Genomic DNA, 14,088 nt, shown 5'->3' on the forward strand with positions numbered 1-14,088 from the left:
CTCCAAGATGACGCAGCCTCCCGGCTGGCCGCCGCCGCAGCAGCCGTACCCGGGGCCGTACTCACCACAGCCCCCCGCCCAGGCCCCCGGGCAGGCCCCCAACCCGTACGCGACGCAGCCCGCTTACGGCGGACCGTACGGCGCGGGCCAGTACGCCGGAGGCGGCCAGTACGGCGCCTACCCGCCTCCGCCCCCACCGCCACCTCCGGGAGGCGGCGCCCGCGACAAGAGGAAACTGGCCCTCATAGTGTCCGGAGCCGCGGCGGCCGTACTCCTGATCGCCGGCGGCGTCTACCTGGCCACAAACGGCGACGACAAGCCCAACAGACCTTTGGCCCAGGTAAGCGAGTCCGCAACCGCAACAGCGACCGCAACATCCACACCGACGGACGAGGCGCCCGACCAAGACACGGAGTCCCCCTCCGACTCCGCCACCGCCGCCCCCGCGACCGGGTTCCAGGGCCAGTGGCAGGACGACGCCAACAAGACCCTGACCATCGGCGAGAAGTACAACTCCGGTACCTACAAGGGCAAACACGCCCTCTCCTACATCGACCCCGGCGGCAAGGGCATCCTCACCGGCCTCGGCATGGACCGCAGCGACGGCACCTTCCGCATGGTCCTCAAGCCCATGAGCACCGAGAGCACCAAGAAGGACGACTACCTCACGGCAACGCTGAAGCGTTCGGGCGACAGCGTGAACATCGAGTGGGACGACGGGGGAAGCGACACGCTGGCGTACGTAGGCGAGTAAGAACTGCCTGATCACTGATCACTGATCACTGCTCGCCCCCCTGTTGCAATGTCACGAGACGGCACCGACCCCGGGCCACACCAACCCGCCCTGGTGCCCCAACTGGCAGCCTCGATACCGTACCGACTGCTTCACCAACCCCGAACGCCCCACCAGGAGCCCACCGTGACCCGCCGCCCCCGCCTGCTCACGACAGCCACCGCCGGCGCGATGGCCGCACTTCTCCTTGCCGGTTGCGGCGGGGGTGGAGACGGCGGTTCGAAGGGCAACGACAAGATCGCGGGCGCGGACACGGGGGGCTCGGCTTCGGCTTCGCCGAGTGCTTCGGCGTCGGCTGCAGCTGGGCGACCGAAGATCAGTTTCCCGTCTGACGCCAAGAACGTCTTCGAGGAGACGAAGACCGGTGATCCGACGAAAGACGCGGTCCTTGCGGACAGTGCTTTGAGCGTCAATTCCGTGGACGAGGCCATCTTCAAGGGAAGTGCGAGTACGAAGGCGCTTGGCTTCTACAACACGGGCAAGGCTCTTGACTCGTCGATCACGTACGTGCAGGGATATATCAAGGACAAAGACACGTGGATCGGTGAGACCCGGTACTTCGACCGTAAGGTGACGCTTTCGGGGGCCAAAGAGGCATACGTCACCTATTGCTCTGATGAGAGCAAGTCCTTCATTAAGAACAAAAAGACGAAGAAGGTCGATAGGACGCCGACGACCTCGAACGCCTACGTGCTCTACCACACCACACTTGCCAAGAACGCCGACGGAGTTTGGCAGACCACCAACATCGTTTCGAACAGGGGGGACAAGGCGTGCCAGCCCTAAGGAAGTTGGCGAGGGTCGCGACGGTCCTGACCCTTGTGAGTGTTCCCGTCTTCGCGTCCCATGCGGCCTTCGCTGAGCGCGACAAGCACGGCAGCAACGGGCAGACCGAGCAACACGGAAACGCCACTGACGACGGCAATCTTTCCTCCACGGTCGGCGTCATCGTCTACGACCGTTCGAAGAACGGCTCGGGCGACTCGGTGGGCCCGGTAACCTCCACCACCTCCTGGACCCCGCCGGCCTGCTGGTACGCGCCGAAGTACACCCCGGCCAAGCTCAAGGCTTACCTGGAGCCGATTTGGGAGGCGGGTTCGACGGGGTATGAGTGGGATGCCGAGCAGCGCGCTAGGTATGTCGACGGCCATCCGTACAAGGACTTCAACAAGGACAAGGCCGGCAAGGGCTATTGGTGGGACTCGTACGTCAACAAGGACTTCCCGCCGGGCTGGGACAAGTGTAAGGAACCGATTTTCTGGGTCGACAAGGGTGACCCTCCGCCGGCGAACGTCGAGAACGCCGTCACTCCTAAGGTTCTCGCCGAGCTGGCCTACAACGAGATCCGCGTGCCCAGCACGAAGGTGACGCTGGCCCCGGCGAACACGACGAAGGTGAATCTCCCCACCTGGGCTTGGCTGGACGGAGCAAAGTTCAAGCCGGTCTCCGTCACCGCCTCCATTCCGGTGCTGGGTATCTCCGCGACGACGACTGCCGAGCCGGTCTCCCTGAAGATCGACCCGGGTACGTCGGACGCGGAGACGTACCCGGCGTCGGGCGTCTGTCAGATCAAGGACGGCAGCATCGGCGAGCCCTACGCCAAGGGGAAGTCCGACGAGACGCCACCCTGTGGAGTGAAATACCTGCGCTCCTCCGGCAACGGTTCCTACCCCCTCAAGGCCACCATCACCTGGCAGATCCACTGGACGGGCAGCGACGGCAACGGCGACACCTTGCCTGACGGCACCTTCGGGGCGACCCAGAATGTCGTCGTGCAGGAGATCCAGGCCGTCAACCGATGACGGAGGGCGCCAACGCATAGGCCGCTCGTCCCCTCAAGGGGGGACGGGCGGTTGCCTGGGTCGATGAGCGGATAGCGCGCCCGCTTCACACGGGACCGACCCAGGAGAGCTGAGCACGTGGCAGACCGGCTGGCCGTCGACGACGACGAGCTGAAGCACTTCATGAAGTTGCTGAACAAGTCGAGTGACTCGTTGAAGGGCCTGCGCAAGGCGCTCGGCGACGCCACCGTCAGCGGCCTCGGCACCGACGACCTGGACTCCGCCTGCGAGGACTTCCAAGAGGACTGGAAGTACGGCACCGAGCAGATCGGTGAACAGACCGAGAATCTCGCGGAGATCATCGGTCAGAGCAAGGACAGCTATCGGGAGGTCGACAAGGCGCTGGAGGAGGCGCTGAAGAAGGGCAAGCACGGCAGGAACGGGAGCGGAAAGTGACGACGGCTCCCGGCGTCGAAGCGAACCCGTACCTCGATTCCGTCGCGCACCGCAGCGGCGACCTCCCGCAGGGCCTGAAGCCGACCCCTTACGGTCCGGACCTCCCGAACCCGTACACGCACCTTGGCTTCAATCCGACGCCGGGCAACACGGACACCGTGCGCGACCTGCACAAGAAGCTCGCCTCCTGTGCGTCGGTCCTGGAGGAGACGCACGGCCTTGTCACCAGGTTGATGGACGGCAGCTACTGGCAGGGTGACGCGGCCGTCGCCTTCCGGGAGGAACTCCAGGGTGGCCCGCTGGCCCTCAACCTCAAGAACGCCGCGCGCTCGCTCCACAAGGCAGCCCGCCAACTCAACGGCTGGGAAGGCGAACTCGACGACTTCCAGCGTCGAGCCAAGCGCCTGAACGACGACGCCAAGGACGCCCGGGACGCCCTCGACAAGGCAAAGGGCCACGCGGCCAAGGCGAAGAACGACCCTGACCTGGACCAGAAGGGCTCCCGCCACGACGACGCCCAGACCGCCCTCACCCACGCCAACACAGCGGTCGAAACCGCCCAGGCCGACCTCGACAAAATCATCGCCGAGGCGAAGAAACTGGCCGAGGAGCACGAGGGAAGGGCGCGGTACAGGGCAGCCAAGATCCACGACTCGACGAGGAAGCTGGCGCCGCATGAACCTGGTGCTTGGGACAAGTTCACGGACTGGTTGGGGGACAACCTGCCCGACATCCTCAGCGGTGTAGCTGCGGTTCTGGGCGTGATCGCCATCTTTGCGACTGGACCGTTCGCCGTTCCACTCCTCATGGTGGTTGCAGCAGCCCTCAGCGGAACCGCTCTCACTCTTCGGTTGCAGAACGAAGAGGTCTGGGCCTCCCTCAAGGACGGGGTTATGAAGGGAGAACTCGACGCAGACTTCTGGACCAACGTCACCTCGGTTGTCGGAGATGCATTGGGCGTCGTACCCGGGCTTGGTGCAGTGACTAAAGGTCTGATGAAGACTCCTGAAGCGCTGAGTGCCGCTGCCCAATCCGCGGAGAGCGCCTTTACGTTGGGGCAGAAGGTCGCCACGGTCGGTTCTACGATCCGGGACGAGGCGTTGGCCATCTCCGATTCGGCGAGCCTGCTGGAGCGGGTTAACGTCTTCGGAGCGCGTACGGGGGATGTTCTGCCGGTCGTGGAGAACACCGCGACGTGGCTCGGAGCCGGCACGGCCGTGTACGGGGTGTCCGGAAGTCTCTACGATTCGCTTGGCAGCGACAGCGATGCGGCCAAGGCTGTTGCCTCCACGCTGGACGGCGTCAGGACCGGGACGGTCGACGGATCGGCCACGGCCGGCGTTCTGCATTACCTCTTCAGGGGAGTGGCGGCAGCGTCATGAATTCGGAAGTGATCGTTATCGACTCGTCCGCCCGGATGCAAGACGCTGATATCTGGTTCGCGTTGCCCGCGGGGTTCGTTCCGTTGCCGCTCAATGAAATTATCCGATCAGGGGACACGCTCGAGGTCGCGGAGAGAACAAGCCCGTTACTTTCATTTGTGGAAGCGCCGATTTCTGTCGACAGACGTCGGCAGCTCGTCTCACTGCTCGCGCCGGTTCAGCGCATGCTTCATGTACTGACACACAGCGGTGTGGTCCATTGTTCAATGGGTCTGCATCGCGATGACGAGAGTGACGGAGCCCTGCTGCCGTCACTTTTCACGCTCAGTTGGACGGGGACCGCCTGGGCGCCGCGTAGCGTGACTGCTGCTCGAATCGCCGCAGGAGTGCTTGGCTCCCGTTATGTAGAGGTTCTGGATCTGCCCTGCGGCCCGGCGTCTCTTGTGGAGACTCTGGTGACCGCTCAGGTTGCCGAAACACCGCAGAAACTGCTTCAGCTTGCCGTGCACGTTCCGTATCCGGATGCAGCGAAGCTGGCTGTACTGACTCTTTCAACGCCTGCAGTGCATCGTGCTGACCACTACCGCGACTTACTACGGGAAGTGGCCCGCATAGTCACTTTTAAAAATCCGCTACTCGTGGGCCAGGATGAGGTGTGACGTGGAGCGTACGCGCAATCCCGCGGTGTCTGCTTCTGCCTGGGACGATTCTGCTACGCAGGCTGCTTGGGCGAGGTTGTTGACCTTCGCTGTTGTCGGTCAGGCCGCTTGGCCTGCCGTATGTGTCGGTGGCTTCGTGTTCATGCTCTCCGTCGGGCAGCGGACAATGTGGTTCATGCTGCCTATTGCCTTGTACGCGCTGTATCGTGCTTTTCTTCAGCGTCAATACATCGCTTCGGCTCTTCGAGCGCGTCGAGTTCTGAAGGTGTATCCCTGGCAGGTGCATAGGACACCCGAAAGTGGTATCGGGCGGATTTCCGGAGCGAAGCTTGGTGATGTCTGGCTCGCCTTCCCGGATCCGGATCATCCGGATGGCGTCGTGCCCGTCATCCTTCACGGTCATGCTCGGTCCGTGTGGTGGCGCCGTCGCCTCGGACGGGGGCACGAGACGGAAAGGACGAGGCAGGTGGCTGAGGTCTGGTTCGCTGGTGATCCGCGATTCATCGGGGTCATCGCGGTTCCTGGCCCGAGACGCTTGTTCCTGCTGTATCAGCTAGCCAGCGGACAATCAGGGAGTAGCAGTGAGCGCCCTGTTTCTCCCGAGGCGGTCGAGCGTGCACGCCGGGCGGGGGTCCGTGCAGTCTCTTGATCTGAGTTTTGCCGCAGCCCATTCCTTCCACCTGCGGCCCGTCTGGGGAGGGTTGGTGCCGGCCGTACTCGTAGTTGCTAATGCCTGAGCCGGGTTGCCAGGGATGAGCCTTGTGGTCAGGCGCTGATCGTGGCTCGATCGCGGCTCCTCCAAGGCTCGGCCAAGTTCCCGTCAAGCGGGGAGTCGGTGGTGTCTTGGGGGCGTGGGTGCGTGGAAAACTGGGGCGTTGCGTAAGTGAAGAGAGTGACGCGGTCGTCGGGCGGGGGGCAGGCGCGGTGGGTAAGCGGCAGGTGCGGAAGATGCTGCGGTTGATGGCGAGTGGGGAGCCCGTTGAGCTCACCAATGCGATGTCATCCGTGAAGAAGCTGGCCCGGCTGGCGTTCTACGCCCAGCAGTTCGGGTACGAGTACGCCGACGCGCGGTACGGCGGGTCGCGCAACAACGTGCTCAGGCTGGTCATCGTCCCCGATCACAGCCCGCAGGCCCGGGCGCGTGCCGCGCAGAACTGGGCGCAGTATCCGAACGCCGCGGACGGGGTCTCGCTTCCGCCGGTCGTGCCCGATGCGCTCGAACTGCTCAAGGCGCGGATCCAGTTCGACCTCACCGGCAAGAACGCCGAGAAGCGTATGGCCTACGGAGGGCTGGGCATCACCGTCGGGCTGGTGCTCTATACGGTGCGGAAGGGCGGGGGCGCCTTCAACTTCGCTGTTGCGGGCGGCGCCTGGGTCGTCTTCATGGGGATCATGGGCATCGGGTTGCTCGTCACCCGGCGGCGCAATGCGAAGTTCGCGCGCCGGCTCCAGGCCGCCGGGTTCCTGCGGGTGACGGAGGAAGGCGGGCGGGTGCGGTATCTGCCGCCTGGTGCGCAGTCTTCGTTTGGTGCGTCCATGCCCCAGGTGGGGGTGGGGGCGCCGGTGCCGCCGCAGGTGGGTCCCTATGCGGGACCTAATGCGGGACCTTATGCGGGTCCCTATGCGGGTCCCTATGCGGGTTCGCCGGTGGTGCCGCAGCAGGGGCCGTCACCGGCCCAGCCGCCGGCCCAGCCGCCGGTTCAGGGTGGACCGTACATGGGTGGCCCTTACGGAGGCGGGCCGTACGGAGGTGGCCCCTACGGTGGGCCCGGGTCGGCTTCCGGGCCCTACAGCCAGCCCCAGCCCCCGCAGCCCCACCCCGGCTGGCAGCCCCCGCAGCGCTGATCCCGCCCCGGGGCGCGATCTGCCTCGGCAAGCGACAAGAAATAAGCGGCGGCCGGCACCCGGCGTCCCCGCAACCTCTCATCCCGCCTCCCGGCGGGGTGAGAGCAAAGTTCCTTTCCGGTCACCCACAGGCACAGACCGGAAACGCGTCCTTCCTACCTTCGGGTTGAGTCAGTCGAGTCGATGGCAGACCGAGCCCCGGAGCACCGTGGAGGCGTCATGACAGCCCCAGTCCCACCCCCTGCCCCCAGTACGGCCCCCGCCCCGCACGGCAGGGGAGGCCGTTGGATCGAGCAGTGGGATCCTGAGGACGAGGCCTTCTGGAAGGAGGGCGGGGAGAAGACCGCCCGGCGGAATCTGGCCTTCTCCGTGCTTTCCGAGCACATCGGGTTCTCGGTCTGGACCATGTGGTCCGTGCTGGTGCTGTTCATGGGCCCCGAGTACGGGCTGACCCCCGCAGACAAGTTCCTGCTCACGTCGGTGGTGACGCTGGTCGGTGCCGTCGTCCGGGTGCCCTACACCTTCGCGGTCGCCCTCTTCGGCGGGCGGAACTGGACGATCATCTCGGCGAGCCTGCTGCTCATCCCGACGATCGCCGCGTTCGCCGTGATGAAGCCGGGGACGTCGTTCGGCACCTTCCTCCTCGTCGGGCTGCTCGCGGGCATCGGCGGCGGCAACTTCGCCTCGTCCATGACCAACATCAACGCCTTCTTCCCGCTCAGGAAGAAGGGGTGGGCGCTGGGCCTGAACGCCGGGGGCGGCAACATCGGCGTGCCGGTCATCCAACTGGTCGCCCTCGCGATCATCGGGGCGAGCGGCGGGCCGCGGGTGCTGCTGGGGATCTACATCCCGCTGATCGTCGTCGCCGCCGTCCTCGCCGCGCTGTTCATGGACAACCTCGCCACCGTGAAGAACGACACTGGCGCGGCGAAGGACGCCGCCAAGGACGCGCACACCTGGATCATGTCGTTCCTCTACATCGGGACGTTCGGGTCGTTCATCGGCTACAGCTTCGCCTTCGGGCAGGTGCTGACCAACCAGTTCGGGCGGACGCCGCTCCAGGCCGCGTACCTGACCTTCATCGGTCCGCTGCTGGGCTCGCTGATCCGGCCCGTCGGCGGCTGGCTGGCCGACCGGTACGGCGGGGCGAAGATCACACTGTGGAACTACGTGGGCATGGCCGCCGCCACCGCCGTCCTGGTCGGGGCCAGCATGGAGAAGTCGCTGCCGCTGTTCGTGGCCGTGTTCGTGGTGCTGTTCGTGCTCAGCGGGCTCGGCAACGGGTCCACGTTCAAGATGATCCCCGGCATCTTCCAGGCGAAGGCCCTGGCCAAGGGGCTGGAGGGCGAGGCGGCGGCGGCCCACGGGCGGCGGCTGTCCGGGGCCTCCATGGGGCTCATCGGGGCGGTCGGCGCGCTCGGTGGAGTGGGGATCAATCTCGCCTTCCGGCAGTCCTTCCTCTCCTACGGTTCCGGCACCGGCGCGTTCGTCGTCTTCCTGGCCTACTACGGTGTCTGCTTCGCGGTGACCTGGGCCGTATACCTTCGCAGCCCGGCCGGCCAGGCCCGCGCGGCGGCCGCCGCCGAGGCGAAGCCGCAGCTCAGCTACGCGGAGGTGTGACGTAACACCGGCGACATCAACCCGAACCGAGCCTGTCACGCGCCGTTGACAGGCTCGTTCGGCATGCAGGTCAGCTAGGAGAGCCATGTACGACGAAACGCAGCGACCGGACGACAGCCGGCACGGCCCCCTCGCCGGGTTCACCGTGGGCGTGACGGCCGCGCGCCGGGCCGACGAGCTCGGGGCGCTGCTCCAGCGGCGCGGGGCGGCCGTGCTGCACGCGCCTGCCCTGCGCATCGTGCCGCTCGCCGACGACGGCGAACTGCTCGCCGCCACCAAGGAGATCATCGACCAGGTGCCGGACGTGGTGGTCGCCACCACCGCGATCGGCTTCCGGGGGTGGGTCGAGGCCGCCGACGGGTGGGGGCTCGGCGAGCCGCTGCTCGGGCGGCTGCGCGGGGTGGAGCTGCTGGCGCGCGGACCCAAGGTCAAGGGTGCGATACGGGCCGCCGGGCTGACCGAGGAGTGGTCGCCGTCGAGCGAGTCCATGGCGGAGGTGCTGGACCGGCTGCTGGAGGAGGGCGTCGACGGGCGCCGGATCGCCGTACAGCTGCACGGCGAGCCGCTGCCCGGCTTCGTGGAGGCGCTGCGGGAGGGGGGAGCCGAGGTGGTGCTGGTGCCGGTGTACCGGTGGATGCCGCCGGAGGACCTCGGGCCCGTCGACCGCCTGCTGGACGCCGCCCTCTCGCGCGGGCTGGACGCGGTGACCTTCACCAGCGCGCCCGCCGCCGCGTCGCTGCTGAACCGGGCCGAGGAGCGGGGGCTGGTGGCCGAGCTGCTCGCCGCCCTCAGCGGCGATGTGCTGCCTGCGTGCGTCGGGCCGGTCACCGCGCTGCCGCTCCAGGCGCGGGGCGTCGAGACGGTCCAGCCGGAGCGGTTCCGGCTCGGGCCGCTCGTCCAGCTGCTCTGCCAGGAACTGCCGGGCCGGGCGCGCGCGTTGCCGATCGCCGGGCACCGGGTGGAGATCCGCGGGCACGCGGTGCTGGTGGACGGCGACCTGAAGCCCGTACCGCCGGCCGGGATGTCCCTGCTGCGGGCGCTGTCGCGACGGCCGGGCTGGGTGGTGGCCCGGGCCGAGCTGCTGCGGGCCCTGCCGGGGGCCGGGCGGGACGAGCACGCCGTGGAGACGGCGATGGCCCGGCTGCGTACGGCACTCGGGGCGCCGAAGCTGATCCAGACGGTGGTGAAGCGGGGCTACCGGCTCGCCCTCGATCCGGCGGCCGACGCGAAGTACGCGGACGCCTGACGCGAAGTACGCCGACGCCTGACGCGAAGTACGCCGACGTCTGACGGGCACGCCACGCTGAGGAGTTCGGCGCGCGCCCGGCTCACCACTCGGGTCGGTTCCTACCCCGTGCGGGCCTGGCCGTCTCGCGCGCCCTGCACGGACGGGGGCGAGTGCTCCCGGTGGCCCGTGTGCGCTCTGCCGCGGACCTTCGGCGGGGTGGCAGGCTGGCGTTGCCGTGGCGGGCGGGGGCCGCGACCGGGCGGTCGCACGGCGAGCACTGGGGGGCGACGATGACACGCTGGCGGTCCGTGCCGGACGCGCTGCCGGGAGAGGTACGGCACCTGGTCGGGCAGCTGCGCGTCCTGAAGGACCGTACGGGTCTGAGCCTTGCCGAGCTGGCCCGGCGGACCGCCTACAGCAAGTCCTCCTGGCAGCGGTACCTCAGCGGGACCAAGCTGCCGCCGTGGGCGGCGGCGCAGGCACTCTGCCGGCTCGCGGGCGCGGACCAGGCGCGGCTGCTGGTGCTGTGGGAGCTGGCCGCTCAGGCCTGGCCGCCACCCGAAGCGGCGGCGGCCGCCGGGCCGTCGGAGGACGGGACTGTCGCAACAAGGGCTGTACCAACAGGGGCTTTCGCGGGAGGGGCTGTCGCGGCAGGGGCAGCCGCCACCGGTCCCGAGCCGCCCGGCGCCGGGCGCGCGCGGTGGCGCACGGCGGCACTGGTCGCGTTCGCTGTCATCGCGCTGCTGGTGGCGGGGCTGCTGTGGGCGCTGCCCCGGGGGACGGACCGACCGTACGACCGCCCGTCCCCGGGACCGTAGGACCGCCCGCCCCCTCGGGACCGCAGGACCGCCGGTCCCCGGGACCGCGTGGCGGCCGGCCCCGGGACCGCGTGACCGTCGGCCCCCGGGACCGCCCGCCCCCGGGGACCGCAGGCTCGCCCGCCCCGGGCCGGCGCGTGACTCAGCCGCGTTGGTCGTAGTAGGCGTTCTTCCAGTTGCCCGTGCCCTTGATCCGCACCCGGTACTTGCCGCTGACCCGCTTGAAGTCGACGGGCCGGGCGTCACCCGCGTAGCGGACGACGCTGCCCGAGGACGGGCCGGAGAGCCATCGCTGGGCGAAGGTCCAGCTGTCGTCGGTGACCACGCCGTCGTTGTCGCTGAGGTGGTAGTGCTCCTGCCACCACTGGGTGGCCGACTCGGTCTCCGGGCCGAACGAGCCGTCGATCTGGCCCTTCTTGAACTTGTGCCAGTCGCCGTCGTCGTCCTGCCACTGGGCGCCGTCCGCGTAGAGGACGGTCTGCCACAGGGCCGTGGCGTTGCTGTCGGCGTAGTCGTCGACGCCCAGGTCCTCCTCGTCCTGCCAGTCGTCGGTGACGACGCCGCCGCCGTCGATGCCGTGGTACGGGGCGGCGTTCGCCGCCGGCGCCAGGGCGATGCCGATGGCTCCCGCGCCCAGCAGCGCGGCCGTCGCCAGGGCGACGGTCTTGGTGCGCACGCTCATGAACTGTTTCCCTTCTGAACCGCCGTCCCCCGTGGTTCCCCCTGGGGCGGCTCTCGGTGCGATTCGCGGGACGAGGAGTCCCGGCTCGCAGGACAAAGGGTCCCGGCCGTGAGCGGGGGCGGCGAGGCCTGGCGGCGTATCTGGACCGGAACGGGACGGCCCGTGCGCCCGCCACCGGCGTCCCCGCCGCTCAGGGTCTCCGCCGCTCAGGGGCCGGACGGGCACCCCGTGGGACGGGGTGGGACGGCCCGGGGAGGGAGACGGGGCGTGCCCGCCGCCGGTACGAGGGGTTCCGGCCTCGGGCGTGGGCAGGCACTGTGGGAGAGGGAACGGTTCCCCAGCCCAAGGCGGTGACAGGCACATGGCACTGGGTACGGCCACGGACCGGTACGAGCTGCGGTTCGACGCGGGGCGGATCTGCCTGGATCTCCTCTCCACCACCCACCCCGGCGAACGGCTCTACTCCGTCGAGCCGTTGCGCGCCTGGATCACCGGCTCGGGACTCGTACCGCCCGGCACCCCCCTGGCGCACGCCGACGGCTCCTGGCTCGCGGGCTTCCGTGAACTGCGGGGATGTCTGGAGCTGTTGATGCGGGCCGGCGCCAACTCCGGGACGTCCGCGCCCGGCGCCAACTCCGGGACGTCCGCGCCCGTCGCCAACTCCGGGACGTCCGCGCCCGTCGCCAACTCCCGGACATCCGCGCCCGGCACCGACAGCGCGCCGTACGACCTCGCGCTCGCCCGCCTCAACGAGTTCGCCCGGCCCGCGCCCCCGGCCCCGCGCGCGGTGCGTGCCGAGGGCGGCGCGCTCGCGCGGGAGTTGGACGGGCCGCCGTGCTGCGCGGCGCTGCTCGCGGCCGTCGCCCGGGACGCCGTGGAGCTGCTGACCGATCCGGTCGCGTGGGCGGCCGTGCGGGAGTGCGAGGGGGACAACTGCCCCATCATGTACGTGGACACGTCCCGCGGGCGACGCCGGCGGTGGTGTTCGAGCGAGGTCTGCGGGAACCGGGAACGGGTCGCGAGGCACCGCCGGCGGGCGGCACTCGCGCGAGCCTGAGTGTCCGGTAGGTGTTTTCTGTGAGCTAAGCACCGGTCTGGCGTCGAAGTGATTTCGACAACACCGCGTTTGCCTCCGGCGTGGCGCGGGCACCTCCGGCTGTCCACCGTTCTCCTTGGCGATGTGTCGGAAATGTAAAGATCATGCGGTGGGAATGTGCGCGCATGTCCCCCTCGTCACGTCACCCCCGAGAAATTTCTCACCCGGGTTTGAACACGCCGCGGATCACTTCCGTACGTGTGGGCGAGCGACCGACTGGGGGAACCCCCGGACACCGGAGGTGGGCGTGCGCAAGGATGCGGCCGTGGCCAATGAACGTGGATCGAGGGCCCGACATCGCATGTCCCAGCCCTCGGAACCAGATGAGGAGCTGATGCGTGCTCTCTACCGCGAGCACGCCGGACCACTCCTTGCGTATGTCCTTCGGCTGGTCGCCGGTGATCGGCAACGCGCCGAGGACGTCGTGCAAGAGACGCTCATCCGTGCCTGGAAGAACGCCGGTCAGCTCAATCGAGCGACCGGATCGGTACGCCCCTGGCTGGTGACGGTCGCACGCCGCATCGTCATCGACGGCCACCGCAGCCGGCAGGCCCGGCCGCAGGAGGTCGATCCGTCGCCGCTGGAGGTCATCCCCGCGGAGGACGAGATCGACAAGGCGCTGTGGCTGATGACGCTGTCCGACGCGCTCGACGACCTGACCCCTGCCCACCGGGAGGTCCTCGTCGAGACGTACTTCAAGGGGCGTACCGTCAACGAGGCGGCCGAGACGCTGGGCATTCCCAGCGGCACGGTCCGCTCTCGGGTGTTCTACGCCCTGCGGTCGATGAAGCTCGCACTGGAGGAGCGGGGGGTGACGGCGTGATGAGTGTCTACGGGGGATTCGGAGCGGGAGGTCCGGGTATGTCTGGACCCATGAGCCCCAGGCAGGGCCAGGTGCCCAACGAGCATGAAACCGTCGGCGCCTACGCCCTAGGCATCCTCGACGACGCGGAAGCAACCGCTTTCGAAGCGCATCTCGCGACCTGCGAGTGGTGCGCCCAGCAGCTCGACGAGCTCGCCGGGATGGAGCCGATGCTGGCCGCCCTGGCGGACCTGCCGGGCACCGGGGCAGGGACACCCGCGATCGGCGAATCCCTTTCCGCCAAGCCCACGCCGCGGCTGATGGACAAGCTCGTCGACGAGGTCGCCGAGCGCCACGCGCAGAAGCGCCGCAAGAGCTTCTTCATGCTCGCCGCGGCCGTCGCGCTGATCATCACCGGTCCGGTGGCCGTGATGGCGGTGAACGGCGGCAGCGACTCGGCCCAGAAGGGCACGACGCTGTCGGCCACCGCCAAGGACACGTTCAACACGATGTCCGACAGGGTCACCGCGACGGACGCGAGCACCAAGGTGACCGCGACCGTGGCGATGAAGGAGAAGCCCTGGGGCACCGCGGGCGTCGTCCAGATCAGCAACGTCAAGGGTCCCCTGAAGTGCTCGCTCATCGCCGTCGGCAAGAACGGCGAGCGCGAGACGATGACCTCCTGGTCGGTCCCGAACGAGGGCTACGGCATCCCCGACGCCAAGACGGAGATGGCCAAGGAACCGCTCTACGCCCAGGGCGGCGCCGCCTTCAAGACGAACGAGATCGATCACTTCGAGATCATGACCTTCGACGGCAAGAAGCTGGTGCAGGTCGACGCGTAGGCGTCGGCCGGCCGGCACGGGCGATCCGGGCCCGGTGTGCGCGTCTGTGGCATCGCCGCAGGTGCGTGTGCCGGGCCCGGG

The 14,088-nt window shown here is 68.5% G+C and carries 14 protein-coding genes; 13 read left to right on the plus strand and 1 reads right to left on the minus strand.

The features are described 5' to 3' along the window. The first annotated feature begins 7 nt into the window (after positions 1-7). The 10 genes from ACFY01_RS31700 (at position 8) to ACFY01_RS31745 (ending at position 10,582) form a co-directional block, all read left to right on the plus strand. Complete coding sequence (locus tag ACFY01_RS31700; protein ID WP_390739186.1) at positions 8-754, plus strand: hypothetical protein; 747 nt, start codon at positions 8-10, stop codon at positions 752-754. Between the two features lie 165 nt (positions 755-919). Continuing rightward, positions 920-1,579: a hypothetical protein gene (locus ACFY01_RS31705; RefSeq protein ID WP_390739187.1), complete on the plus strand. Its 660-nt coding sequence runs from the start codon at positions 920-922 to the stop codon at positions 1,577-1,579. Positions 1,580-1,614: 35 nt separating this feature from the next. Beyond that, on the plus strand, positions 1,615-2,595 hold the full coding sequence (locus tag ACFY01_RS31710; protein ID WP_390739188.1) for a hypothetical protein: 981 nt from the start codon (positions 1,615-1,617) through the stop codon (positions 2,593-2,595). A gap of 117 nt (positions 2,596-2,712) precedes the next feature. After that, positions 2,713-3,030, plus strand: coding sequence for a hypothetical protein (locus tag ACFY01_RS31715; protein WP_390739189.1), 318 nt, complete (start codon positions 2,713-2,715; stop codon positions 3,028-3,030). After that, on the plus strand, positions 3,027-4,412 hold the full coding sequence (locus ACFY01_RS31720; protein ID WP_390739190.1) for a hypothetical protein: 1,386 nt from the start codon (positions 3,027-3,029) through the stop codon (positions 4,410-4,412). The genes ACFY01_RS31715 and ACFY01_RS31720 overlap by 4 nt, the downstream gene beginning before the upstream one ends. Continuing rightward, positions 4,409-5,071 carry a hypothetical protein gene (locus ACFY01_RS31725; RefSeq protein WP_390739191.1) on the plus strand — a complete coding sequence of 221 codons (663 nt, stop codon included), beginning with the start codon at positions 4,409-4,411 and terminating at the stop codon, positions 5,069-5,071. Before ACFY01_RS31720 ends, ACFY01_RS31725 begins: the two co-directional genes overlap by 4 nt. Before the next feature lie 924 nt (positions 5,072-5,995). Continuing rightward, positions 5,996-6,916 carry a hypothetical protein gene (locus tag ACFY01_RS31730; RefSeq protein WP_390739192.1) on the plus strand — a complete coding sequence of 307 codons (921 nt, stop codon included), beginning with the start codon at positions 5,996-5,998 and terminating at the stop codon, positions 6,914-6,916. A gap of 219 nt (positions 6,917-7,135) precedes the next feature. Further along, on the plus strand, positions 7,136-8,536 hold the full coding sequence (locus ACFY01_RS31735; RefSeq protein ID WP_390739193.1) for a nitrate/nitrite transporter: 1,401 nt from the start codon (positions 7,136-7,138) through the stop codon (positions 8,534-8,536). An 85-nt stretch (positions 8,537-8,621) separates the two neighbouring features. After that, positions 8,622-9,782 carry a uroporphyrinogen-III synthase gene (locus ACFY01_RS31740; RefSeq protein ID WP_390739194.1) on the plus strand — a complete coding sequence of 387 codons (1,161 nt, stop codon included), beginning with the start codon at positions 8,622-8,624 and terminating at the stop codon, positions 9,780-9,782. Positions 9,783-10,054: 272 nt separating this feature from the next. Beyond that, entirely contained in the window at positions 10,055-10,582 is a 528-nt protein-coding gene (locus tag ACFY01_RS31745) for a helix-turn-helix domain-containing protein (protein ID WP_390739195.1), read from the plus strand. Between the two features lie 142 nt (positions 10,583-10,724). Here the strand turns inward: ACFY01_RS31745 and ACFY01_RS31750 are convergent, their stop codons facing one another. Further along, positions 10,725-11,264, minus strand: a complete 540-nt coding sequence (locus ACFY01_RS31750) for a peptidoglycan-binding protein (protein ID WP_390739196.1) — start codon at positions 11,262-11,264, stop codon at positions 10,725-10,727. A 361-nt stretch (positions 11,265-11,625) separates the two neighbouring features. Here ACFY01_RS31750 and ACFY01_RS31755 point away from each other — a divergent pair, with 361 nt between their 5' ends. The 3 genes from ACFY01_RS31755 to ACFY01_RS31765 all read left to right on the plus strand — a co-directional run bounded on the left by ACFY01_RS31755 (position 11,626) and on the right by ACFY01_RS31765 (position 14,007). Beyond that, on the plus strand, positions 11,626-12,321 hold the full coding sequence (locus tag ACFY01_RS31755) for an ABATE domain-containing protein (RefSeq protein ID WP_390739197.1): 696 nt from the start codon (positions 11,626-11,628) through the stop codon (positions 12,319-12,321). 340 nt (positions 12,322-12,661) lie between these two features. Further along, positions 12,662-13,183, plus strand: a complete 522-nt coding sequence (locus ACFY01_RS31760; protein WP_010039908.1) for a sigma-70 family RNA polymerase sigma factor — start codon at positions 12,662-12,664, stop codon at positions 13,181-13,183. A 50-nt stretch (positions 13,184-13,233) separates the two neighbouring features. Next, complete coding sequence (locus ACFY01_RS31765) at positions 13,234-14,007, plus strand: anti-sigma factor family protein (RefSeq protein ID WP_390739198.1); 774 nt, start codon at positions 13,234-13,236, stop codon at positions 14,005-14,007. Positions 14,008-14,088: the final 81 nt, after the last annotated feature.

This window comes from Streptomyces sp. NPDC001480 (genome assembly GCF_042894725.1).
Taxonomy (GTDB): domain Bacteria; phylum Actinomycetota; class Actinomycetes; order Streptomycetales; family Streptomycetaceae; genus Streptomyces.